Below are 21545 nucleotides of genomic sequence, written 5' to 3'. Positions count from 1 at the left end.
ACGCCTCGGACGATGCGTCGCAACCTTAACCTTATGCCACACAGAACATCTTCTGCCAACAAGGTCTGGCTCACTGCGCTATTGTCGGGGGATGACGGGTGCCTCTCACCGGCCGGACCGGCCCGATCCGCTCGACGACGACCTGGGCTGGATGCTCGGGATCGTCTTCCGCGGTTACGTCCGGGCGGCCGAGCACGCGCTCACCGACTTCCCCGGTGGCCCACGCGGCTACCAACTGCTCACCGCGGCCAGCAACGGGCCGGCCCGAAACCAGGGCGCGATCGCCGAGGAGATCGGCATCGACCGCACCGTCCTCACGTACCTGATCGATGACCTGGAGCGGCCCGGGTTCGTCGCCCGGCGCGCGGACCCGGCAGACCGACGCAACCGGCTGATCGAGGTCACCGACGCCGGCCGTGCCGCGTGGGAGCAGCGGCGGTTGGCACTGCGGCAGGTCGAGTCACACCTGCTGGGGGCGCTCACTTCGGCCGAGTCGGCGACGCTGCGGTCACTGCTCCAGAAGGTCGCCTGCTCGGCCCAGGCGGTGGACCCGTTGCGCGACCTCTGCGAGGTGGTGACACAGGTGCAGGCCGACTCGGCGCCTGCTGCGCGCCGGACCGGCGCCGCGACGGCGCGGAGCGGGCGAACCGCCACCCCCCGAGCCCGCCGCAGCAGGCCCGACTGACCTGGATGCGACATCGCGGGCCCGCCCCGCACCGCCGACGTCGTCCGTCGAGCGGTGCCGGACAGGCCCGCGATGTCGCTACCGCGCCCGGTCAGCGCACGTGCACGAAGACCGGGTTCGAGTAGAACCACAGGTCGTCCCACGGGCTCTCCAGCCCGTCGGCGAGCGGCTCGGCCTCGTCGGTGCTGGTGCCACGCACCCGCGCGTAGGTGTCCGCCTCGACGTTGCGCAAGGTGTGCCGGATGACGTAGCTGTCGCCCTGCCGACGCCAGTCCCGCGGGCCGAACCGGGCCGCCACCTTGGTGGTGGGGTTGGTGTCGGCGTCCAGGCTGGCGCTCGGGCCGGTGATCTGACCAACGATCAGGTCGACCCGGCGGACCTCGGGCCGGTCGCCGTTCGCGTTCACCCCACCCAGCGGGCGGAAGGCGATCTCGATCTCGACATCGGTACGGCTGCGACGGCTCACCGTGATCGTCTCGCCCACCTCGGCGGTCCTGCCCTGGGACCTGGCGGTGACGTCGAGGCTGCGGATCAGGTCACCGGTGGTGACCCAGATCCGGCCGTTGCGCAGGCCGTCCATGATGTCGCCGTAGTCCTGGCGGGCGTGCACGTACGTCTTGCTGTACTCGCCCGGCCAGAAGTCGGAGCCGCCCCGGGTCCAGTGCACGTGCGAGTCCGAGGTCGCGGTGATCCACCAGCGCCGGCCCTCGCCGAGCAGTGAGTCCCACAGGCCGCCGACCCGGGCGGTCATCTGGTCGAAGCCGCCGTAGGTGGGGTGGTTGCCGTAGCCGCCCCGCTTGCCACCGTTGAGGGGGCCGGCCTGGTGACCGGGCGCACCCTCGAAGCCGATGTAGACGTCCGGCGCGGCGTCGTTGCCGTTGCGGAACTCGCGCGGGGTGTCCTGGCCGTAGACGCCGAGACCGGGCGCCGAACGGGACGCGTGGTGGGCGATCACCAGCGGCTTGTGCGGCATGCCCCGGGCGACCTTGAGGAACTCCACCATTCTGGCCTCGGTGTCGCGGGCCGGGTCGGTGGGGAACGCGTCGTACTTGGCGAACCGGCTCTCCAGCTCGAAGAGCTGCTTCGCCTCGTCCTCGTGGCGCGGAATCATCAGCGTGTGGTGGTCCAGCGAGGGCGCGTCGAACTCCATACCCCAGAACTGGAGCACCTCGGGGACCAGCTTGCGGGACCGCAGCAGGTCGGGGTACGCCTGCTCGATGTTCACCTTCGAGTGAGTCGGTCCACCGTGGTCGGTGCACATCGCCCAGGTCAGGCCGAAGTTCTTCGCCATGATGGCGTTGGTGACGATCGGGTAGACCGCGTCCGCGCCCTTGTGGAAGACGATCGGGGACTTCGTGGTGTCGAACTCGCCGCTGTACTCGGAGTGGATGTGGTGGTCGCCCGCACGCCACGCCCGGTTCTTGGAGTTGCCCCGGTCGGTCTTGTCGTCGTCACCCGGCCGGCGGTCCTCGTCGGCCCATGCCGCGCCGGCCCCGACCAGTGGGCTGGCCGCGGCCAGCGTCGCGCCGACGCCCGCGTACTTGACCAGCTTGCGCCGGGACAGCTGCGCGTGCTCGGTCTCTTCGGGATGCTTGTCTCTCACCTGAGAGCCTCTCCTCGATCAAGCGAATGCTCTTTCGATCAAGGAGCCTCGGAGAAGGCGGTGAACAGCCGCCGTACGCAGCGGGTGCGCACGATGAACACCCTGCCCCGACCTGCGCGCAACGCCGGCTTGGGCAGCAGCGGGTCACCCCGTGCTCGCGCAGTGTCCAGTCGGCACCGAGCTGTCCGGGTCAGGGCCACCGGACGACCGGTGCCCGTCGACGGCCCGTCAGATCCGGGCGCGCGGCAGCCAGCCCAGGAATCGGAGCCGGACCCGGGGTAGCGGCACCGTGGGCAGGTCCTCAGCGGCGGCGACGAGGCAGGAGCCGAGATAGACCGCGAGGGAGGCGCGCGCGCCACCGAACTCGGCGAGCAGTTGGCTCTGCTTGGTGGCGCAGGGCCACTCGCGGCCGCATCCGGTGCAGGTCCAACTCGGCGGGTTGGGGAGGTGCTCCGGCAGCTTGGCGCGGCGGTACCGACCGACGACGCTGTTGTCCGAGCGCACGTCGCGTCGCCGCGCCGCGGCACTTTCGTTGCGGTGGGCCACCGGGCGGGCTCCGGGCAGGTAGCGCCCGACGGTGCCGAAGAGCACCCCGACGCGGATCAGGGCGTCCGGTCCGACGTGCTGGGTCAGCAACGCGGTCATCAGATAGTGCCCCAGCAGGTCGAAGGCGTCACGGTGCAGGCCCAGATCGCGGCAGAGGTCGACGAACTCCGGCGTGGTCAGTGGCACCCGGTCGTCGAGTGCGCGGCGCAGCACCTCACGGAGCCCACGTCCGAGCCTCTCCAGCGCGTCTCCCTCGCCCAGACCCAGGCTGTCCTCGTCCGCCACCCGGGCCAGCGCCTCGGCGACGGCCAGCCGAACGACGCGGTCAGGATCGGTACTGTCCAACGCTTCCCCCTCCGTGGGTCGGCCTCCCGGCAGTGACCCGGTCATCCTCCGACGAATCATGAACAAGATTTCGCTGTCGGCCACGAGGGTGGCTAGGACAGCAGACGTAGAGCCAGTTGGCGCGCTAGCCGGAAAACGAAGTCGAGCTGCCGACACAGCACGGTGATTCGCAGGACGGCGCGTCGGTGATTGTCGTATGGTGACATTCCCATCTACAGATATTGCGTCTCAGACTCGCTGACTGGTCAGACCAGGTCCGACACACTCAACCCGTCGCTGCCGTCCCGCTCGCGACGTTCCATCTCACCGCACCGCCGGCCAACGATGTGCCGGGTCACCGCCGAGTACCCCGGCACGTCCCGAACCTGCCGTCGGCACCCGTTCCAGCACCCGGCGGCACCTCCACCGGACGGAGACAGCGGATGACGTCATCGCCAGTGCAGACCCACGAGTTCGACAGCAGTGACCCGGCGACCATCCACGAATTCCTTTCCGCCACGTACGACCCGAAGCTGCGTATTCAGAGCAGGAACGGATATCGGCTCACCCATCACCGCGTCGACACCGGCCCCTTCGCCATCGCGACCACGCGCCAGAACGGGCACCTTGAGATCGACGCCAGCGCCCTCGGCGGGCTGGCCATCGGTCGGGCTCGCACCGCACACGGCGATCGCTCCTGCGCCGGATCGGCCCACCGGTTCGGCCCCGGCGATGTCTTCCTCGTGACGAGGCCGGAGGAGCCGTGCACCATCCACTGGCATCCCGGCGAGGTGGAGCTCTGCGTACTGGACCTGTCGGTGCTGGCGCAGGTGGCCACCACCGCGCCGACCCGCCGGCCCGGTCGGATCGAGTTCACCGAACTGGGTGCCGCCAGCAGTGCCCTCGCCCGGCAGTGGCGCAACACCACCAGCTTCGTCCGCGACATCGTGTTGAACAGCCCGGCCGCCGGGGCACAGTCACTGGTGATCGGCAACGCCGCCCGGATGCTGGCCGCGGCGGCGCTGGCGGTCTTCCCCAACACCGCGTTCACCGAACCGACCGCCGCGGACCGGAACGACGCCACCACCGCCACGTTGCGACGGGCGATCACGTTTCTGGAGGAGCACGCCGACCGGGACATCAGCGCGGCCGACATCGCCGGCGCCGCCGGCGTCTCCCTCCGGGCGGTGCAACTCGCCTTCCGCCGTCACCTCGGCACCACCCCGATGGCCTACCTGCGTCGGGTCAGGCTCGTCCGGGCACACCACGACCTGGTACGCGCCGACCCGCGCCAGGAGACGGTCTCGGCGATCGCCAGCCGGTGGGGATTCGCCAGCCACAGCAGGTTCACCGCGCGCTACCACGCCAACTTCGGTGTGCCGCCGCGCGAGACGCTGAACACCTGAGACCCGCGCCCAGGGACGCCAACCAGCCACGCGCCCGGTGTTCAACGGAGGACGCGGGCGAGGCGTCGAACGGCCTCGTCCATGAGTTCGGGCGCGGCTGCCGCGTAGGTGAGGCGTAGGTGCGGGGCCGGGGGCTCGGCCGCGTACCAGGGCCGGCCCGGGAAGACGGCGACGCCTTCGGCCGCTGCGGCAGCGGCCAGTGCCGCGTCGTCGGTGCCGGCGGCGAGGCGCACCCAGAGGTGCATGCCCCCACGTGGGATCGACTGGGGAGCAAGGGTTGGCAGATGCCGACGTAGTGCGGTCAGCAACGCGTCACGGCGTGTCCGGAGGGCCGTGCGCAGTGCCCGGCGATGCCGCGACCACGCCGGAGAGGTGAGGAAGTCGATCGCCGCCTGTTGCAGTGGTCCGGCGACGAAGAAGTCGTCGAGCAGCCGCGCGGAGCGCAGTCGCGCCCCGGCCGGGCCACGGGCTCCGATGGCGGCGACGCGTAGCCCGGGGGCGGTCGACTTGGTCAGCGAGCGCAGGTAGATGACGTGACCGTCGAGATCATCGCTGGCCAGTGGTGGCGGGGCCGGGCCGTCGATGGTGAGGTCACGGGCATAGTCGTCCTCGATCAGGAACGCCCCGGCGTCGCGTACGGCCTCGGCGACCTGCGCCCGGCGGTGCTCCGCCAGCGTCGCGCCGTGCGGGTTGGCGTAAAGGGGCTGGCAGTAGAAGAGCCGGGCGTCGGTGCGGGCGAACGCGGCGGCGAGTTGGTCGGGCCGTACCCCGTCGGCGTCAGCCGGCACGGGCACCACCCGCAGCCCGGCCGCGTGGGCCGCGGCCAACGCACCCAGGTAGGTCGGCGACTCGACGAGCAGGGCGTCGCCGGGCGCGGTGAGCGCCCGCAACGCGGACGACAGGGCGGCCTGCCCGCCGGGGCAGATCACCACGTCCTCGGCGTGCAGCCCTGCCCCGGCCTCGCGGGCGAACCAGGCGCGCAGGTCCGCGCGACCCTCGACCGGCCCACGCTGCCAACTCGCGGGCTGGCGGGCGGCTCGGGTGAGGGCGGCGCCGAGCGCAGCGGCAGGCTGTAGGTCCGCATGGAGGTAACCACCGGACAGCGGGATCGTTCCGGCGGGCGTCAGCGCCAACAGCGCCTGCATCTCATCCTGACCGAACCGGCGGGGCCCGAGCGCGACGGTCTGCCAGGACAGGTCGGGTACGCCCGGCTGGTCCGGCGGAGTGGCCACAAAGGTGCCCCGGCCGGGTCGCGCCTCGATCAGCCCCTCGGCCGCCAACTGACGGATCGCCTCGGCGACGGTGACCGGCGAGGCCTGATGTCGGGCGGTCAGCTCGCGTACCGAGGGCAACCGGGCACCGGGACCGGCGGCGGCAGCGAGACTCCGCAGATCTTGGATAACGCGTTGGGCTGCGTTACCGTTCTCCATGAGGGACAAGAGTAGCGCTACTGTCAGAACCACGGTAACAGCGGATCGGATCGTCGGGCTCGGCCTCGGCGCACTGGGCGTGCTCGGCTTCAGCCTGTCGCTTCCAGCCACCCGCATCGTCGTGCAGCAGCTCGACCCGTGGTTCGTCGCCTTCGGCCGCGCTGTCGGCGCGGGGCTGCTGGCCTGGGCGTACCTGCGTCTCACCGGCGCACCGCGGCCTACCCGCGGTCAGTGGCAACGGCTGCCGATCGTCGCGCTCGGAGTCATCGTCGGCTTTCCCTTGTTCACCTCGATGGCGCTTCTCACCCAGACCTCCGCGCACAGCGCGGTCGTCATCGCCGTGCTGCCCGCGATGACGGCGGTGTTCGCGGTGCTGCGGGCCGGCGAACGCCCGCCGCCGCTGTTCTGGATCGTGAGTGCCGGCGGACTGCTGGCGGTGCTCGCCTTTCTCGGCGCCAGCGGCGCGGTAGGCGGGGCCCTCACCCTGCCCGACCTGTTCCTGCTCGCGGCGGTCGTGCTCTGCGGCCTTGGCTACGCCGAGGGCGGCGCGCTCGCCCGCGAGCTGGGCGGCGCTCGGACGATCTGCTGGGCGTTGCTGCTCTCGCTGCCCGTCACCGTTCCCGTCACGGCCGTTGCCGCCGCCGCCAGTCCGCCGCAGGCCGACGCTCTCGGCTGGTCGGCGTTCGGCTATCTCACCGCGGTCTCGATGTTCCTGGGCTTCTTCGCCTGGTACGCGGGCCTGGCCCGGGGCGGCATAGCGCAGGTGGGCCAGGTCCAACTCGCCCAGCCGGTGCTCACCCTGGGGTGGTCGGCGCTGCTGCTCGGCGAGGTGGTCTCCCCCGCCTCGATCGCGGCGGCGCTGGTGGTGCTGGGATGCGTCGTGGCGACCCAGCGCATCCGCCAGAGCCCACGGACGGTCATGGCGCGACGCGAAGCCGGGGCGGGATCGTCCTAAGGCCTTAGCCCCGGTCGCGCTCGCGGCTGTCGCGGGCGGTCTGCAACTCGGGCACCGAGGCCTCCAGCAGATCGGCGAGGCCACGCAGTTGCTCGGCGACCCGGGCGCCGAGCGGGGTCAGCGAGTATTCGACGCGCGGTGGGATCGCGGTGAGCACCTCGCGGGTGAGCATCCCGTCGCGTTCGAGGGTCTGCAGGGTCTGGGAGAGCATCCGCTCGCTGACCCCGTCGATGCGGCGACGCAGCGCGTTGAACCGGTAGCGGCCCTCGCCGAGCGCCAACAGGGCCAGCGAGGCCCACTTCGAGGTGACGTCCTCGAACGCCGCACGGGAGGTGCAACCCCGCGCGAAGACATCGCTGACGAATTCCTGGGTAGGCCCCGCCGGGTCCTGGGCCGGCATGTCGCTCACCTCACCAGCCTATCTCATGCCGCCTATTGGTTAGTGCTGTAGATTAGTAAGTGCTTACTGATCTGTTCCCACCCCTCGGAGGTTCCCATGCCCACCTATGCCGTCACCGGCGCCACCGGCCGGCTGGGCCGCCTGGTGATCGAGCAGTTGCTCGACAGCGGAGTACCCGCCGCCGAGATCGCCGCCATCGTCCGCAGCCCGGAGAAGGCCGTCGACCTGGCCACGCGCGGGGTCGAGATCCGTAAGGCCAGCTACGACGACCCGTCGACGCTGCCCGGCGCCGTGGCCGGCGTACGCCGCCTGCTGCTCATCTCCGGCGACACTCCCGGTCAGCGCGTCGCGCAGCACACCGCGGTCATCGACGCCGCCAAGCTCGCCGGGGTGGAGCGTCTCATCTACACCAGCATCCTGAAGGCCGACACCACAGCGAACCCGCTCGCCCCGGAGCACAAGGCCACCGAGGAGGTCCTCGCCGCGTCCGGTCTGCCCTACACCGTGCTGCGCAACAGCTGGTACACCGAGAACTACACCGACCAGCTCCCGCAGTACCTGGGGTCCGGCACGATCCTCGGCGCCACCGGCGGCAGCAAGATCTCTGCGGCGACCCGGGCCGACTACGCGGGGGCGGCCGTGGCCGCGCTGGCCCGCGAGGAAGACGGCAACGCCGTCTACGAACTGGGCGGCTCCGCGTTCACCTTCGACGAGCTGGCCGAGACCGTCACGGAGGTGACCGGCACCACCGTCGTCCACCAGGACATGTCCGCCGCCGAGCTGGCCTCCGCTTTGGAGAACGTCGGCCTGGACGCGGGCACCGCCGGCTTCGTCGCCGCGCTCGACCACTCGATCGCCAATGGCGAACTGGCAACCGACAGCGACGACCTCAGCCGTTTGCTCGGCCGGCCGAGCACCCCACTGCGCGACGCCATCCGGGCCGCGCGGGCCTGACCGAGTTCATTGCCGAAGCGGGCGGCGGCGGCCCGGTCGCCGTCGCCCGCCTCGACGCTGAAGCCGCACACGTATCCTCGGCGGCATGGTGAGGCACGTCGATGAGCAGCTCTCCCGGCCCGTCGGGTCGCCACGTCGGCACGCGTTGCAGTCCGACCTGGACACTCCGGCGTCCGCCCGGTGAAGGGCGACGACCTCGTGGTCCGCGCCGCCGTGGAGCAGGACGACCCCGAGCTGGTCTTCGACGTGCTGTGGCAACTCGCTCCCGACGACGCTCGGCCGGACGCCGCCCGGCTCGCGACCGCCTGGCGCGACCTGCACGCCCAAGCCGGACGCCGCCTCCTGCTGGCCGTCGCCGGAGACACCTTCGTGGGCACCCTGGACACCCTCGTCGCCCCCAACCTCACCCACGGCGCGCGACCGTACATGGTGGTGGAGAACGTGGTGGTCGCGCCTGGCTGGCGCCGTCGTGGAGTCGCCCGGGCCCTCATGCTGGCGGCGCTCGACGAGGCGACGGCGGCCGGTTGCTACAAGGTCCAGCTGGTGTCGAACGCCGCGCGTACCGACGCCCACCGGTTCTACGCGTCCATCGGGTTCGCGCAGTCCGCTCTCGGTTACCGCCGATATCTCACCACCGCAACGTGACGCCGGCTGCGGGCGCTCCCGCGTCCCGGCCGACTACTCCGCCTCGCCCTGCTCCTCGGTAAGCTCGGCAAGGACGTCGGCCGCGTCAGAGTTCCCGCCGTCGGCGAGCCGACGGAGTTCACCGACGTCCGCCCGCTCCGCGGCCAACTCGACGAGTTGGTCAGCCGCGTCCCGGTCACCCTGGTCGGCGAGACGCCGCAGCTCTTTCGTGTCGCCGAGTTCGGTGGCGAGTTCGACAAGTTGGGCCGCCGCGTCGGCGTTGCCATCCTCGGCCAGCTGACGCAACTCGCCCAGGTCGCCCCGCTCCCCCGCGAGCTCGACGAGCTGGTCGACCGCGTCCCGGTCACCGTCCTTGGCCCGTTGGCGCAGGTCGGCAAGATCAGAGTCGGACATCGCGCACCTCTCCGCAGTTGGCGCGGGGTCGCCTGGTCCCGCTCACCATCGAGAACCTAGACCAGCGGGCGTCGAGGTGGGCGGAGGACCGGCAGACACCACCGGTACGCCGGAGGTGGTCAGCCCGCCTCGGTCGACTCCCCGAGCAGCAGGCCGGTCAGCAGACTGCGCAGGGTTCGTTCGACGAGATCCGCCCGGGGTGCCGGTCCGGAGGGCTGACTGAACGCCGCAACCAGGTGCGGGTACGCCGCGAGGTCCACTCCCGCGAAGCTGAACGCCCCGGCGGGGGACTCGCGGCGGGCGAAGAGGCTCACCACGCCGGTCATCATCGCGATGGCCTCGAACTTGGCGGCGACGGGGCAGCGCACGGGTTCCAGGATCCGGATGCAGTTGTCGAACCAGGCCAGGCTCTGCGGACCGATGCCGGACGGCCGGTGGATCAACTCGAGCAGCCACGGGTGGGCACCGAACAGCGCCAACTGCCGGCGCCCCAGCAGCACCATCGTCTCCAACCAGTCGCCCTCCACCTGCGGGTACGGGCGCAGCTCCCCCACGGCCCGGTCGGTCATCAGGTCCAGCAGGTCGTCGCGGGACGACAGGTAGCGGTAGAGGGAACCGGCGCCGGTACCGAGCGCGGCGGCCACGGCGCGCATCGACACCGCGGCCAGCCCTTCGGTGTCGGCCAGGGTGATGGCGGCCACGACGATGGCGTCCCGGCTGTGCGCCGGGGCGGGGCCGCGGCTGCCGCGTTCGGGCCTGCTCCAGATCGGCTGCCGGTCGGGGCCGCCCGCAGGTGCGTCACTCACCGATCTACTGTAAACCGCAAACGCCGTTCGCGATTTGTGTCGTCGCCCCACGGATCACGCCGACGCGCGGCGAACGAGTCACGCCGCACGGACGGCGCGGTCGCGCAGCGTCGTTGATCTTGGCTAGGCTGGTGGGCATGCCCGCACACCAGCCGCACCGCCACGACGACGGCCGGCAGTGGGCCCCGGCCCGGCGCGCCTCATCGAGCCGGCCGACTGGTGAGTGACGCACCCGTGCCCGCCCAGCGGGGTGGTCCATCCACACCGCCGCCGCACCGCTCGGGTTGGATCGACCGTTGCGACCGGCTCGCCCGGTCACGGCCCTTCGAGATCGCCATCGTCGTGGTCATCCTCGCCAACGGCATCGTTCTCGGCCTGGAGACGTACGACGATCTCAGCCCTGCGGGCACCGCGCTGCACGCGCTGGAGCTGTTCTTCCGGGCCGTCTTCGTCGTCGAGATCGCCGTCCGGCTGGCCGCCTACGGCAGGCGCCCACAGGACTTCTTCCGACACGGCTGGAACGTCTTCGACTTCGTGGTGATCACGGCGATCTTCATCCCGGGCCTGCACGGCGACCCGGCGCTGCTACGGGTCGTCCGGGTCGCCCGCATGGTCCGCCTGGTCCGGTTCTCACCGGGCCTGCGGACCATCGTCTCCGCGCTGTGGCGCAGCCTGCCCGGCGTCACCGGGTTCCTCGCCCTGGCCGTGGTGACGCTCTACGTGTACGGCATGGCCGGCTGGCTGATCTTCGGCAACAGGTATCCGGAGGAGTACGGCGACATCGGCCGATCGCTGCTGACGTTGTTCGTGCTGTTGTCGCTGGAGACACTGCCGGACCTCATCGAGCAGGGCATGGCGATCTCACCGTGGACGCTGCTCTACTACGTCAGCTACGTGGTCATCACCGTCAACCTGCTGCTCAACATCCTCATCGCGGTCATCGTGAACTCCATGGAGGAGGCCCGCCGGTTGGAGATGACCGAGCGACTGGCTCCCGGGTACGACGAGGACGGCGACGGCGTACCGGACGAGGTGGACCGGATCGCGCTCACCCAACGGCTGGACGACCTGCGGGCGGTCATCACCGAGTTGGAGCGCGAGCTGCGCATCGACCGGGACGACGGGCACGGCCGACCCCACCGGGACAACGCCCGCGCCAGGCGGTGATCCGACGCTCGCGCTGCGTCTATGGGTTCGGATAGTGTCGGCGGCGGTCCCATCGGCCTGCCTTAAGGGGTACCGAGCATGACGACCAGTGTCGACAATGCCCAGACCGCCACCGATCCCACGGACACACTCGGCACGGTGATCGACGACGTGATCCGCCCGCAGGCACCGATCGTCGACCGGAATGGGGCCTTCCCCCGTCCGGGTGTCGACGCTCTCGCCGCAGCCGGCCTGCTCGGCCTGGCCTCCTCGACCGAGGTCGGCGGCGCCGGCCACGGCATGCGGGCGGTCGCCGAGGTGATCGAGCGGCTGGCCGCCGAGTGCGGGTCCACCGCGATGGTGGTGCTCATGCACTACGCGGCGACCGCCGTCATCGAGGCGCACGGTCCCCGGGACGTCCGCGCGGCCATCGCCGCCGGCGATCACCTCACCACGTTGGCGTTCTCCGAGTACGGCTCGCGCAGCCACTTCTGGTCGCCGACCGGCACCGCGACAGTCGCCGACGACGACACCGTCCGCCTCGACGCCCGTAAGAGCTGGGTCACCGCGGCCGGCGAGGCCAACAGCTACGTCTGGTCGAGCCTTCCGCTGACCCGCGACGCCGGCCCGATGACGCTGTGGCTGGTGCCTTCCGACAGCGCCGGCCTGAGCGTGACCGGCGACTTCGACGGGCTGGGTCTGCGGGGCAACGGCTCCCGCCCGATGACCGCCGACGGGCTGCGAGTTCCGTCGACGGCGAGGATGGCGGCCGACGGGGCCGGGCTGGACACCGCGCTCGGCGCGGTCCTGCCCTGGTTCCTGGTGCTCAACGCCGCCTTCTGTCTCGGTCTCGCCGACAGCGCGGTGGCCGAGGCCGGCCGACATCTCACCGGGACCACGCTCGCGCACACCGGCGCCGCCCTGCGCGACGCGCCCGTCACCCGACGCGACCTCGCCCGGCTGATGATCCGTACCGACGCGCTACGCGCCTTCCTGGGCGACACGCTGACCGCACTGGAGACCGGCCGCGACGACGCGATGCTGCGGGTGCTCCAGGTCAAGGCGCTCGCCGGCGAGACCGTCGCCGACGTGACCGATGGCGCGATGCAGCTCTGCGGCGGCAGCGCCTTCCGCAAGGAATTGGGCCTCGAGCGCCGTTTCCGGGACGCCCGCGCGGCCCGGGTGATGGCGCCGACCACCGACGCGCTGCACGATTTCGTCGGTCGGCTCGCCACCGGGCTCCCGCTGCTCGACGAGGCCAACCGCTGATGCCCGCGCCAACCGTCCTGCTGGGGGCTGTCGCGTACGACCCCAAGGTGGTGACCATCTGGGAGGGCTTCCGCACCTGGTTGCGCGGGCGGGACCTGGACTTCGACTTCGTCCTCTACTCGCACTACGAGCGACAGGTCGAGGACCTCATCGCCGGGCGGATCGACGCGGCCTGGAACTCTCCTCTGGCCTACCTGCGGGCCGAGCGGCTGGCGGCCGCCAACGGCACCGCCGTACGCGCGCTCACCATGCGCGACACCGACCAGGACCTCACCTCGGTCGTGGTGGTCCGCGCGGACTCGCCGGTGCGCCAGCTCGCGGACCTCGCCGGACGGGTGGTCGCCGTCGGGGCGGTCGACAGTCCACAGGCGACTCTTATCCCGCTGGACCACCTCGCCGCGCGCGGGGTCACCGTCGACGTACGCCGCTTCGACGTGGGTGTCGGCCTGCACGGCGACCACATCGGCGGCGAACGCGACGCAGCCCGCGCCCTGGTGGCCGGGGAGGTCGACGCCGCCTGCATGATCGACGCCAACCATCTGGCATTTGTCCAGGAGGGCACGTTACCGCCCGAGGGCACCCGGATCGTGGCGCAGACCGCACGCTACGACCACTGCAACATGACGGTCCGCGCACCGGAGTCCGACGGGGTCCGGCTCTTCGGCACGCTGCTGCTCGGCATGTCGTACGCCGATCCGCAGGTGCGTCCGCTGCTGGACCTTGAGGGGTTGACGGCCTGGCGGGAGGGCCGCACCACGGGGTACGACGTCCTTGCCGACGCGGTCGACACCAGCGGTTTCTACTCCCCCGACGGGCGGGTGACGGCCACGGACTACCGGCCGTGAGCGCGACACCGGTAGCCGCGCTCGACCTGGGTGACCTGGGTTTCGGCCGGGGCGCGCACCTGCTCGTGCAGCGCGCCCTGGCCGGGTTGCCGCCCGGCGGCCGGTTGGCGGTCTCCGGGCGCGACCCGGCGCTGCGCGTACACCTGCCCGCCTGGTGTCGTGGCCGGGGCCACCGGGTCGAATGGCCGGATCGGGGCGAGGCGAACGAGCTGGTGGCGGTGGTGGTCCGGGGGTCGGCGGATGACGACCGCTGGTTCGGCGCGGAGCGGGCCGGGCCGGCCCTGCCGTCGGCGCTCAGCAGCCGTCCACCCGCACGGTGGGGGCTCGGCGCCCGGGGCGCGCTACTCGAAGCCGGTGGTCCGGAGGCCCGGTTCGACCTGGACGACCGCGACCTGGTCTGGGCCGACATCGCCCCCCACCTGTACGCGCAGGCTGCCGCCCGACAGTGGGACCCGCAGACCGCGGTGCCGTGGGACGACCCGTTCGCGCTACCGGCCGACGTCGAGGCCGCGGTGGTGCAGGTGATGACGTACCTGGTCGAGAACGAGCAGGCAGCCCTCGTCGTGCCGGCCCGGTTCGTGGGACGCATCCACCCGCACTTCCGGGAGGTCGTGCAGCTTCTCGCCGTGCAGATGGCCGACGAGGCCCGACACATGGAGGTCTTCAGCCGGCGGGCGCTGCTACGGGGCGCCGAGATGGGCACGTCGTCCGCCGGCGGTCGGCAGTCGCTGTTCACCCTCGTCGCGGAGTCGGACTTCGCGCTGGCGTCGTTCCTGCTCTCCGTGCTCGGCGAGGGCAGCTTCGTCGATCTGCTGTCGTTCCTGCACGAATTCGCCCCGGACCCGGTGACCCGTCGGATCTGTTGGCTCGCCATGCAGGACGAGCGCCGGCACGTGGTGTTCGGCATGGCACACCTGGAGCATCAGGCGCAGTCGGATCCACTGCTGCGCGACCGGCTGCGGGCGGCCATCCACCGCCGTCACGACTCGCTGGTCGACACGGCGGGCCTCAACGCGGACGTCTTCGACGCGCTGGTGGTGCTCGCGGCGGGTGGTTGGCATCCGGACGACGTGTCCGCCGGCTTCGACCGGGTGCAGGCTCTGCAACACGCGATGGATCAGGGCCGTCAACGCCGACTCGTCCGCCTGGGCTTCCGGGCCGACGAGGCGGCGGCGCTCTCCGCCCTGCACACCCGCAACTTCATGTAGCCGATCCCCGCGCACGGCGCGGCGTGCGCGGGGATCGCGGCACGGCAGGTCAGCGAGCGCTGGTCACTGGCCGAGCAGGGTCCGGATCTGACGCGCGTAACCGGCCACCGTGAAGTCCGGGCCGACGGAGTCCACCAGGACCAGGTCGTTGATGGTGTGATCGACGCGTAGCGCCAGGATCGCCTGGTACTCGGGCGAGTTGTACCAGGTCATGGCGGTCTCCGCGTCCGGGAACTCGATCAGCACGACGGAACCGGGCCAGCTGCCCTCGAGGACCTGCACCTGGGCATCCAGGACGAGCCACTTGGCGCCGTACGCCTCGGTGGTGGCCTGCACCTGCTCCAGGTAACGCAGGGACTCCTCGGTCGGCACTCCGCCCGGGATACGCAGGTGATTGATCAGGTAGGTGCTCATGTCTCACTCCTCAATGCAGGGTGCGCTTACCGGCCGAAGGCGTACGACCGGTCGTCTTGGATTGGGTACGCGCCACGTCGGATGTAACGACGCGGACTGTTACCGCTGGGATCGGACGCGGATCAGGTGAGGATCCGGGCCGTGGTGATCGTGAAGAACTCCCGCAGGGCGGCCGGGTCACCGGATGCCTTCGCCCGCGCTGCCGCGCCCTCGTAGCTGGAGACGACGAAGCCGGCGAGATCAGTGGCGGGTTCGTCGCCGTGCAGTTCACTAGCAGCCCGCGCTTGCCCGATCGCCGCGGCGAGCGCGGCGACCCAGCGGCCGAAGCCGGCGTCGACGGCGTTGCGCAGGACATCACTGTGCGCCGGGATCTCGGTGGCGAAGTTCCCGAGCAGGCATCCACGGTCACCCATGGTGTCGCCGAGGCCGGTGATGTACCTCAGATGACCGGTGATCCGCTCAAGCGGGCTGCCGCCCTGCTGCTCGTCGAGCATCTCCAGCCCCATCGCCCCGGAGTATCTCGCCACCGAGTCGAGGGCGAGGTCCTCCTTGCTGGCGAAGTGGTTGTAGAAGGTGCCCTTGGGCGCCCCGGCCGCGGCGACGATGTCCTGGACGCTCGTCCCGTTGTAGCCCCGCAGGTGGAACAGGTCCAACGCGGCGTCGGACAACCGTTGCCGGGTCCCGGCGGAGGCCGGCGACTTCGTTCGTGGCATCTCGTGGCACTCCTCTCGCCCGGGGTTTCCGCTGACTGACAGACACCACGATATGACCGGTCGTCTCGGAATGCCAGTAATGTGACTGCCGTCATCCCCCAGGTACTGTGGAACGGCCATGAACAGGGATTCCAGCGCGATCCGCGAGGAGTTGCTGCGGCTGCGCGAGCAGAGCGAGATCCAGGCCACCGCCCTGGACGGTGGCCTCCGGAGCCTTTTCGAGGCGTCCCGGTCGTCCAACGCCGATGACGAGCACGACCCCGAGGGCAGCACGATCGCCTTCGAACGCGCGCAGCTCACCGCCGTCCTGGACGCCACCCGCCGACGCCTGGCCGAACTGGACGTCGCGCTGCGGCGGGTCGACGACGGCAGCTACGGCGTGTGCGAACGGTGCTCCCGTCCCATTCCCGCCGAGCGCCTCGTCGCCCGCCCGTCCGCGCGTACGTGTGTCGCCTGTGCCAGCCGACGGTGACGATGCCTGCCGGCGCCTTGGCGGTGGTCCGCCCGGCCGCGCCCCCGGCCGGAGGAGGTCTCACTTCGGGGGAACTGTCTGATCAGCTGGCGCAACAACCTCCTGCGGGCGCGGCGTCGAGGGCGATGAGGCTGATCGGTGCGGACAGCAGCCCTCCGGAGATGCCGGTCGACAGTCCACGCCCCGCCGCTTGCGGCTCACAGCAGTCGTCGCCGCCCGCCGAGACGGCGGAGTCACTGCTGCACACGCCGGTTTCGGGCAGGTCGAGCTGGACGTCGCGGGCGGCGGCCCAGTCTCCGGCCAGCGCGGCGACCACGGAGCGGACCTGCTCGTAGCCGGTGGCCATGAGGAACGTCGGTGCCCGGCCGTAGGACTTCATGCCCACGGCGTAGTAGCCCTGCTCCGGGTGGGCGAGTACGTCCACGCCGTGCGGAGGCACGGTGCCGCAGGAGTGCTCGTTGGGGTCGATCAGCGGGGCCAGGGCACGGGTGGCACCCAGCACCGGGTCGAGGTCCAGCCGCAGCTCGGCGGCGATGCTGTGGTCGGGGCGGAAGCCCGTGGCCCCGACCACCCGGTCGACGGTGATCGACTCGACGCTGCCGCCGCCGTGTCGCAGGGCCACACTCACCCGGCCGTCCGTCGGGGTGAGCGCCTGCACGGAGAAGCCGGTGAGCAGCCGGATCCGTCCGGCGTCGACGTGCGCACGCAGTCGTGCGCCGAGCGCGCCCCGCGCCGGCAGGGCGTCGGCGTTCCCGCCGCCGTAGGTACGCGTCGGCGCGGTGGCCCTGATGGCCCAGGTCACCTCGGTGCCGGGCTCGGCGGCGGCCAGCTCCGCCAGGGACAGCAGGGTGTTCGCGGCCGAGTGACCGGCGCCGACCACGAGGGTGTGCCGGCCGACGAACCGGCCCCGGTCGGCACCGAGGACGTCCGGCAGCGCGTGCTCCAGGTACGCCGCCGCATCGGCCTCCCCTCGCGCGCGCAGACCGGACGCGCCGAGGACGTTCGGCGTGCTCCAGGTGCCGGAGGCATCGATGACGGCGCGGGCGACCAGCTCGTCGCCGTCGGCGAGGCGGACCAGGAACGGCGCCGTGTCGCGCCCGGCGGTACGCAGCCGGTCGAGGCCGAGCCGGCTGATCGCCTCGACGCGTGCCCCGTACCGCACGTGTGGCTTCAGTTGTGGCAGCTGCGCGAGGGGCCGGAGGTAGTCGTCGACCAGCTCCGCGCCGGTGGGCAGCGCTTCCGGGTCGGGGGCGATCCAGCCGGCCTCGTCGAGGAGCCGGCGGGCGGCCGGGTCGATGTTGTAACGCCACGGCGAGAAGACGCGCACGTGCCCCCACTGCCGGACGGCGGCACCCGGGGTGTCACCGGCTTCGAGGACGGTGCAGGGCAGCCCGTGTTCGTGCAGGCGGGCGGCAGCGGCGAGACCGGTCGGACCGGCGCCGATGACGACGATGGGGAGGTCGTGCAGAGCGTTCATCCGTGACTCCTTGGTGTGGTGGCCGGTCTGCCGGGCCACGGCTGGTCAGCTGACGGTGGGGCTGCGACGTTCCAGCAGGACGACGTCGCGCCAACGGTCGTGGTGGCGACCGACCCGCTCGCGGACGCCGATCACCCGGAAGCCGGCCCGCTGGTGGAGGGTGAGGCTGGCCGTGTTCTCCGGGAAGACTCCGGACTGGATGGTCCAGATGCCGGCGGCTTCGGTCGAGGCGATCAGCGCGGCCAGCAGCAGTCGGGCGACGCCACGGCCCTGGGCGGCCAGGTCCACGTAGACGGAGTGTTCGACCACACCGGCGTAGACCGCGCGGGTCGAGGTCGGCGAGACGGCGATCCAGCCGAGGACCTCCCCGTCGCTGTCGACGGCCACGAAGCGGTGCGCACTGAGGCGGGTGGTGTCGAACGTCGCCCAGGTCGGCGCGGTGATCTCGAAGCTGGCGTTACCGGCGTCCAGCCCGGCCTGGTAGATCGCCAGGACCCGGTCGGCGTCGGCGTCGGTCATGGGGCGCACGGTGATGTCGGCCATCAGCGGGTTGCCTTCCGGAAGAGATCAGAGGACTGTCTCGACGTCCGTCGAATCAGACAGTTGCACACTGATTAGAGAAGTGTCAACCTAGACGAGTGTCGAATCAAGCAGCACAGGACGAGGTCTGCTGCCCCCCGCTCGCCGAACGGCGCGTGCCGGCCGAGGCAGCGGCGGTGCTCGCGCCCGCGTTCAAGGCCCTCGGCGACCCGGTGCGGCTGCAACTGCTGTCGATGATCGCCTCCGCCGAGAGCGGGGAGATCTGCGTCTGCGACCTGACCCCCGCGTTCGACCTGACCGGACCGACCATCTCGCACCACCTCAGGACGCTGCGTGAGGCGGGGCTGGTCGACGCCGAACGCCGGGGCACCTGGGTCTACTACCGCGCCCGGCCGACCATCCTGCGCCAGCTCGCCGCACTGCTCACCGTGGCACCGGCGGCATGAGCACGACGCTCCGGAAGGACCCGGCCGAGAGCTCCGTCGTCGGCCGCCTCTCCCTGCTAGACCAGTTCCTACCCGTGTGGATCGGGCTGGCGATGGCCGCCGGCCTGCTCCTCGGTCGGCTGATCCCCGGGTTGAACAGCGTCCTGGACGCGGTGCAGATCGGCGGGATCTCGCTACCGATCGCGGCCGGCCTGCTGATCATGATGTACCCGGTGTTGGCGAAGGTCCGCTACGACCGGCTCGACACCGTCACCGGGGACCGCCGGCTGCTGATCTCCTCGCTGGTCCTCAACTGGCTCGTCGGCCCCGCCGTGATGTTCGCCCTGGCCTGGATCTTCCTGGCCGACCAACCCGCGTACCGCACCGGTCTGATCATCGTCGGCCTGACCCGCTGTATCGCCATGGTCATCATCTGGAACGACCTCGCCTGCGGTGATCGGGAGGCTGCCGCCGTCCTGGTCGCCCTCAACTCGGTCTTCCAGGTCGTCGCCTTCGGCCTGCTCGGCTGGTTCTACCTCTCCGTGCTCCCCCAGTGGCTGGGGCTCTCCGGCGCCGAGCTGACGGTTTCGGCCTGGGACATCGCCGGCAACGTGCTCATCTTCCTCGGCATCCCACTGCTCGCCGGCTACCTCACCCGCCGCCTCGGCGAGCGCGCCAAGGGCCGCGCCTGGTACGAGGCCCGCTTCCTGCCCCGCATCGGCCCGGCCGCCCTCTACGGGCTGCTGTTCACGATCGTGATCCTGTTCGCCCTGCAAGGCGACGCCATCACCAGCCGGCCCCTGGACGTCGTCCGCATCGCCCTGCCCCTGCTGGTGTACTTCGCACTCATGTGGGCCGGCTCCTACGCCCTCGGACGCGCCATCGGTCTCGGCTACCAACGCACCACCACCCTCGCGTTCACCGCCGCCGGCAACAACTTCGAACTCGCCATCGCCGTCGCGATCGGCACCTTCGGCGTCACCTCCGGCCAAGCCCTCGCCGGGGTCGTCGGCCCGTTGATCGAGGTGCCCGTCCTGGTCGGGCTCGTCTACGTCTCCCTGTGGGCGCGCCGCCGCTTCTTCACTCCCCCGCAATCCGCGACCGCGTAATGGAAGGCAACCCCGACATGAGCGACAGACCCAGCGTCCTGTTCGTCTGCGTCCACAACGCCGGCCGTTCCCAGATGGCCGCCGGCTGGCTGCGCCACCTCGCCGCAGACACCGTCGAGGTGCGCTCGGCCGGCTCGGCGCCGGCCGAGACGATCAACCCCGCCGCCGTGCAGGCCATGCGCGAGGTCGGCATCGACATCACCGACCAGACCCCCAAACGTCTGGAGTACGCGACAGCGGAGTCCTCCGACGTCATCGTGACCATGGGCTGCGGCGACAGCTGCCCGGTCTTCCCCGGCAAGCGCTACGAGGACTGGAAGCTCGACGACCCGGCCGGCAAGGGCGTCGACGCCGTGCGCCCGATCCGCGACGAGATCCGGGGTCGGGTGGAGAAACTCCTCACCGACCTGAACCTCGCCACCCGCCCGAGGCGCACCCCTCAGCGGCCTCCGGCGTAGCTGGCGCGCTCGCCCAGCTCCTCCTCGATGCGAATGAGCTGGTTGTACTTGGCCGTGCGGTCGGAGCGTGACAGCGAACCGGTCTTGATCTGACCGCAGCCGACACCCACAGCCAGGTCGGCGATGGTGGTGTCCTCGGTCTCCCCGGATCGGTGCGACATCACCACCCGGTACCCCGCCTTGTGCGCGGCGTCCACCGTCGCCAGGGTCTCGGTGAGGGTGCCGATCTGGTTGACCTTGACCAGGATCGCGTTGGCGTAGCCGCCGTCGATCCCGTCGCGCAGCCGGTCGACGTCGGTGCAGAAGACGTCGTCGCCGACCAGCTGCACGCGCTCCCCCGCCACCGCGGTCAGCCGCTTCCAGCCGGCGATGTCGTCCTCGGCCATCGGGTCCTCGATCGAGCTGATCGGGTACCGGGAGACCAGATCGAGCAGGTAGTCGATGTGCTCCTCGACGGTGCGCTGGCGGCCCTCGCCGACGTAGTCGTAGACGCCCGCGCGGAAGAACTCCGAGCTGGCCGGGTCGAGGCAGATCCGCACGTCGACGCCGGGCTGGTAACCGGTGTCCTCGATGGCGCGCAGCACGAACCGCAGCGCCTCGTCGGCGTCCGTGACGTTCGGCGCGAAGCCGCCCTCGTCGCCGACGTTGGTGTTGTGCCCGGCGGCGGCCAGGGACGCCTTGAGGGTGTGGAAGACCTCCGCGCCCATCCGGACCGCCTCGGCGAACGTCTGCGCTCCCACCGGGGCGATCATGAACTCCTGGAAGTCGAGCGGATTGTCGGCGTGCGCGCCACCGTTGATGATGTTCATCATCGGCACCGGCAGCAGGCGGGCGCCGACGCCACCGACGTAGCGGTACAGCGGCTGCCGGTGGGCCAACGCCGCCGCCTTCGCGGTTGCCAGGGACACCGCCAGGATCGCGTTGGCGCCCAGTCGACCCTTGTCCTTGGAACCGTCGAGAGCGATCATCGTCTCGTCGATCAGGGCCTGGTCCTCCGCATCGAGCCCGAGCACCGCGTCGGCGATCTCGCCGTTGACCGCGGCGACGGCCGTGCTGACGCCCTTGCCGTGAAAACGCGCCAGGTCCCCGTCGCGTAGCTCGACCGCCTCGTTCGCCCCCGTCGACGCGCCGGACGGCACGGCCGCCCGGCCGGTCGACCCGTCGGCGAGGACCACGTCCGCCTCCACGGTCGGGTTGCCCCTGCTGTCGAGGATCTGCCGAGCCCGCACCAGACTGATTGCCGTCATCACACACTCCCTGCTCAAGCTGCCTGTTCGCAGCCAGACTGGCAGGAAACGGCAGCCCTGACACCGCGACGATGG

General features: G+C 71.2%; 24 protein-coding genes. 13 read left to right on the top strand and 11 right to left on the bottom strand.

Features of this window, described 5'->3' with window-relative positions:
- Window positions 1-91 precede the first annotated feature (91 nt).
- Window positions 92-685: a MarR family winged helix-turn-helix transcriptional regulator gene (locus DLJ58_RS15165; RefSeq protein ID WP_124856933.1), complete on the top strand. Its 594-nt coding sequence runs from the start codon at window positions 92-94 to the stop codon at window positions 683-685.
- 91 nt (window positions 686-776) lie between these two features.
- Here the strand turns inward: DLJ58_RS15165 and DLJ58_RS15160 are convergent, their stop codons facing one another.
- A complete protein-coding gene (locus DLJ58_RS15160) occupies window positions 777-2288 on the bottom strand; it encodes a CehA/McbA family metallohydrolase domain-containing protein (RefSeq protein ID WP_124856931.1) in 1512 nt (503 codons plus the stop codon).
- 228 nt (window positions 2289-2516) lie between these two features.
- Window positions 2517-3179 carry a hypothetical protein gene (locus DLJ58_RS34575; protein WP_244218946.1) on the bottom strand — a complete coding sequence of 221 codons (663 nt, stop codon included), beginning with the start codon at window positions 3177-3179 and terminating at the stop codon, window positions 2517-2519.
- A gap of 422 nt (window positions 3180-3601) precedes the next feature.
- On the opposite strand from DLJ58_RS34575, the gene DLJ58_RS15150 reads away from it, so the two are divergent.
- The gene (locus DLJ58_RS15150) at window positions 3602-4564 is read left to right on the top strand and encodes an AraC family transcriptional regulator (protein WP_124856929.1); all 963 of its coding nucleotides are present in this window, start codon (window positions 3602-3604) and stop codon (window positions 4562-4564) included.
- A gap of 41 nt (window positions 4565-4605) precedes the next feature.
- On the opposite strand, the gene DLJ58_RS15145 is transcribed toward DLJ58_RS15150, so the two are convergent.
- A complete protein-coding gene (locus DLJ58_RS15145; RefSeq protein WP_124856927.1) occupies window positions 4606-5994 on the bottom strand; it encodes an aminotransferase-like domain-containing protein in 1389 nt (462 codons plus the stop codon).
- Here DLJ58_RS15145 and DLJ58_RS15140 point away from each other — a divergent pair.
- A complete protein-coding gene (locus DLJ58_RS15140) occupies window positions 5993-6949 on the top strand; it encodes a DMT family transporter (RefSeq protein ID WP_124856925.1) in 957 nt (318 codons plus the stop codon). The two genes, DLJ58_RS15145 and DLJ58_RS15140, sit on opposite strands and share 2 nt — an antisense overlap.
- Before the next feature lie 4 nt (window positions 6950-6953).
- Here DLJ58_RS15140 and DLJ58_RS15135 read toward each other — a convergent pair whose 3' ends face one another.
- Window positions 6954-7349: a winged helix-turn-helix transcriptional regulator gene (locus DLJ58_RS15135; RefSeq protein ID WP_196924914.1), complete on the bottom strand. Its 396-nt coding sequence runs from the start codon at window positions 7347-7349 to the stop codon at window positions 6954-6956.
- A gap of 96 nt (window positions 7350-7445) precedes the next feature.
- Between DLJ58_RS15135 and DLJ58_RS15130 the strand changes: the two genes are divergently transcribed.
- Window positions 7446-8303 (top strand): SDR family oxidoreductase, encoded by an 858-nt coding sequence (locus tag DLJ58_RS15130; protein ID WP_124856923.1) that lies wholly within the window; start codon window positions 7446-7448, stop codon window positions 8301-8303.
- A gap of 180 nt (window positions 8304-8483) precedes the next feature.
- A complete protein-coding gene (locus DLJ58_RS15125; protein WP_208741108.1) occupies window positions 8484-8948 on the top strand; it encodes a GNAT family N-acetyltransferase in 465 nt (154 codons plus the stop codon).
- Between the two features lie 33 nt (window positions 8949-8981).
- On the opposite strand, the gene DLJ58_RS15120 is transcribed toward DLJ58_RS15125, so the two are convergent.
- Both DLJ58_RS15120 and DLJ58_RS15115 read right to left on the bottom strand, forming a co-directional pair.
- Window positions 8982-9341 carry a hypothetical protein gene (locus DLJ58_RS15120; protein ID WP_244218945.1) on the bottom strand — a complete coding sequence of 120 codons (360 nt, stop codon included), beginning with the start codon at window positions 9339-9341 and terminating at the stop codon, window positions 8982-8984.
- 119 nt (window positions 9342-9460) lie between these two features.
- Window positions 9461-10147: a TetR/AcrR family transcriptional regulator gene (locus DLJ58_RS15115; RefSeq protein WP_124856921.1), complete on the bottom strand. Its 687-nt coding sequence runs from the start codon at window positions 10145-10147 to the stop codon at window positions 9461-9463.
- Between the two features lie 219 nt (window positions 10148-10366).
- Between DLJ58_RS15115 and DLJ58_RS15110 the strand changes: the two genes are divergently transcribed.
- From DLJ58_RS15110 to DLJ58_RS15095, 4 genes are all read left to right on the top strand, one after another.
- Window positions 10367-11314, top strand: a complete 948-nt coding sequence (locus tag DLJ58_RS15110) for an ion transporter (protein ID WP_124856919.1) — start codon at window positions 10367-10369, stop codon at window positions 11312-11314.
- A gap of 78 nt (window positions 11315-11392) precedes the next feature.
- Window positions 11393-12562, top strand: coding sequence for an acyl-CoA dehydrogenase family protein (locus DLJ58_RS15105; protein WP_124856917.1), 1170 nt, complete (start codon window positions 11393-11395; stop codon window positions 12560-12562).
- Window positions 12562-13407 (top strand): phosphate/phosphite/phosphonate ABC transporter substrate-binding protein, encoded by an 846-nt coding sequence (locus tag DLJ58_RS15100; protein ID WP_124856915.1) that lies wholly within the window; start codon window positions 12562-12564, stop codon window positions 13405-13407. The genes DLJ58_RS15105 and DLJ58_RS15100 overlap by 1 nt, the downstream gene beginning before the upstream one ends.
- The gene (locus DLJ58_RS15095) at window positions 13404-14615 is read left to right on the top strand and encodes a ferritin-like domain-containing protein (RefSeq protein WP_124856913.1); all 1212 of its coding nucleotides are present in this window, start codon (window positions 13404-13406) and stop codon (window positions 14613-14615) included. The genes DLJ58_RS15100 and DLJ58_RS15095 overlap by 4 nt, the downstream gene beginning before the upstream one ends.
- A gap of 63 nt (window positions 14616-14678) precedes the next feature.
- Here the strand turns inward: DLJ58_RS15095 and DLJ58_RS15090 are convergent, their stop codons facing one another.
- Both DLJ58_RS15090 and DLJ58_RS15085 read right to left on the bottom strand, forming a co-directional pair.
- Window positions 14679-15029: a DUF1330 domain-containing protein gene (locus tag DLJ58_RS15090; protein WP_112589787.1), complete on the bottom strand. Its 351-nt coding sequence runs from the start codon at window positions 15027-15029 to the stop codon at window positions 14679-14681.
- Between the two features lie 122 nt (window positions 15030-15151).
- Complete coding sequence (locus DLJ58_RS15085) at window positions 15152-15742, bottom strand: TetR/AcrR family transcriptional regulator (protein ID WP_158629591.1); 591 nt, start codon at window positions 15740-15742, stop codon at window positions 15152-15154.
- Between the two features lie 118 nt (window positions 15743-15860).
- Here DLJ58_RS15085 and DLJ58_RS15080 point away from each other — a divergent pair, with 118 nt between their 5' ends.
- Window positions 15861-16214, top strand: coding sequence for a TraR/DksA family transcriptional regulator (locus DLJ58_RS15080; protein WP_124856909.1), 354 nt, complete (start codon window positions 15861-15863; stop codon window positions 16212-16214).
- An 82-nt stretch (window positions 16215-16296) separates the two neighbouring features.
- Here DLJ58_RS15080 and DLJ58_RS15075 read toward each other — a convergent pair whose 3' ends face one another.
- Window positions 16297-17691, bottom strand: a complete 1395-nt coding sequence (locus tag DLJ58_RS15075; RefSeq protein ID WP_124856907.1) for an FAD-dependent oxidoreductase — start codon at window positions 17689-17691, stop codon at window positions 16297-16299.
- A gap of 45 nt (window positions 17692-17736) precedes the next feature.
- Entirely contained in the window at window positions 17737-18234 is a 498-nt protein-coding gene (locus tag DLJ58_RS15070) for a GNAT family N-acetyltransferase (RefSeq protein ID WP_124856905.1), read from the bottom strand.
- A 95-nt stretch (window positions 18235-18329) separates the two neighbouring features.
- On the opposite strand from DLJ58_RS15070, the gene DLJ58_RS15065 reads away from it, so the two are divergent.
- From DLJ58_RS15065 to DLJ58_RS15055, 3 genes are read left to right on the top strand one after another with little or no spacing between them, the layout of a single operon-like run.
- Window positions 18330-18677 carry an ArsR/SmtB family transcription factor gene (locus tag DLJ58_RS15065; RefSeq protein ID WP_124856903.1) on the top strand — a complete coding sequence of 116 codons (348 nt, stop codon included), beginning with the start codon at window positions 18330-18332 and terminating at the stop codon, window positions 18675-18677.
- Window positions 18674-19765, top strand: coding sequence for an ACR3 family arsenite efflux transporter (gene arsB, locus DLJ58_RS15060; protein WP_124856901.1), 1092 nt, complete (start codon window positions 18674-18676; stop codon window positions 19763-19765). The genes DLJ58_RS15065 and arsB overlap by 4 nt, the downstream gene beginning before the upstream one ends.
- Before the next feature lie 17 nt (window positions 19766-19782).
- Window positions 19783-20223, top strand: coding sequence for an arsenate reductase ArsC (locus DLJ58_RS15055; RefSeq protein WP_124856899.1), 441 nt, complete (start codon window positions 19783-19785; stop codon window positions 20221-20223).
- On the opposite strand, the gene eno is transcribed toward DLJ58_RS15055, so the two are convergent.
- Entirely contained in the window at window positions 20205-21470 is a 1266-nt protein-coding gene (gene eno / locus DLJ58_RS15050) for a phosphopyruvate hydratase (RefSeq protein WP_124856897.1), read from the bottom strand. The two genes, DLJ58_RS15055 and eno, sit on opposite strands and share 19 nt — an antisense overlap.
- Window positions 21471-21545 lie beyond the last annotated feature (75 nt).

It is taken from the genome of Micromonospora arida (genome assembly GCF_003857035.1).
Classification (GTDB): Bacteria; Actinomycetota; Actinomycetes; order Mycobacteriales; family Micromonosporaceae; genus Micromonospora; species Micromonospora arida.
This window is presented reverse-complemented; position numbering and strand designations above follow the sequence as displayed.

Excerpts from the sequence above, each read along its gene's own strand:
- DLJ58_RS15140 (WP_124856925.1), top strand. The coding sequence starts at position 5,993 with ATGAGGGACAAGAGTAGCGCTACTGTCAGAACCACGGTAACAGCGGAT.
- DLJ58_RS15090 (WP_112589787.1), bottom strand. The coding sequence starts at position 15,029 with ATGAGCACCTACCTGATCAATCACCTGCGTATCCCGGGCGGAGTGCCG.
- DLJ58_RS15120 (WP_244218945.1), bottom strand. The coding sequence starts at position 9,341 with ATGTCCGACTCTGATCTTGCCGACCTGCGCCAACGGGCCAAGGACGGT.
- DLJ58_RS15100 (WP_124856915.1), top strand. The coding sequence starts at position 12,562 with ATGCCCGCGCCAACCGTCCTGCTGGGGGCTGTCGCGTACGACCCCAAG.
- DLJ58_RS15105 (WP_124856917.1), top strand. The coding sequence starts at position 11,393 with ATGACGACCAGTGTCGACAATGCCCAGACCGCCACCGATCCCACGGAC.
- eno (WP_124856897.1), bottom strand. The coding sequence starts at position 21,470 with ATGACGGCAATCAGTCTGGTGCGGGCTCGGCAGATCCTCGACAGCAGG.
- DLJ58_RS15070 (WP_124856905.1), bottom strand. The coding sequence starts at position 18,234 with ATGGCCGACATCACCGTGCGCCCCATGACCGACGCCGACGCCGACCGG.
- DLJ58_RS15135 (WP_196924914.1), bottom strand. The coding sequence starts at position 7,349 with ATGCCGGCCCAGGACCCGGCGGGGCCTACCCAGGAATTCGTCAGCGAT.
- DLJ58_RS15055 (WP_124856899.1), top strand. The coding sequence starts at position 19,783 with ATGAGCGACAGACCCAGCGTCCTGTTCGTCTGCGTCCACAACGCCGGC.
- DLJ58_RS15080 (WP_124856909.1), top strand. The coding sequence starts at position 15,861 with ATGAACAGGGATTCCAGCGCGATCCGCGAGGAGTTGCTGCGGCTGCGC.
- DLJ58_RS15165 (WP_124856933.1), top strand. The coding sequence starts at position 92 with ATGACGGGTGCCTCTCACCGGCCGGACCGGCCCGATCCGCTCGACGAC.
- DLJ58_RS15145 (WP_124856927.1), bottom strand. The coding sequence starts at position 5,994 with ATGGAGAACGGTAACGCAGCCCAACGCGTTATCCAAGATCTGCGGAGT.
- DLJ58_RS15085 (WP_158629591.1), bottom strand. The coding sequence starts at position 15,742 with ATGCCACGAACGAAGTCGCCGGCCTCCGCCGGGACCCGGCAACGGTTG.
- DLJ58_RS15150 (WP_124856929.1), top strand. The coding sequence starts at position 3,602 with ATGACGTCATCGCCAGTGCAGACCCACGAGTTCGACAGCAGTGACCCG.
- DLJ58_RS15075 (WP_124856907.1), bottom strand. The coding sequence starts at position 17,691 with ATGAACGCTCTGCACGACCTCCCCATCGTCGTCATCGGCGCCGGTCCG.
- arsB (WP_124856901.1), top strand. The coding sequence starts at position 18,674 with ATGAGCACGACGCTCCGGAAGGACCCGGCCGAGAGCTCCGTCGTCGGC.
- DLJ58_RS15130 (WP_124856923.1), top strand. The coding sequence starts at position 7,446 with ATGCCCACCTATGCCGTCACCGGCGCCACCGGCCGGCTGGGCCGCCTG.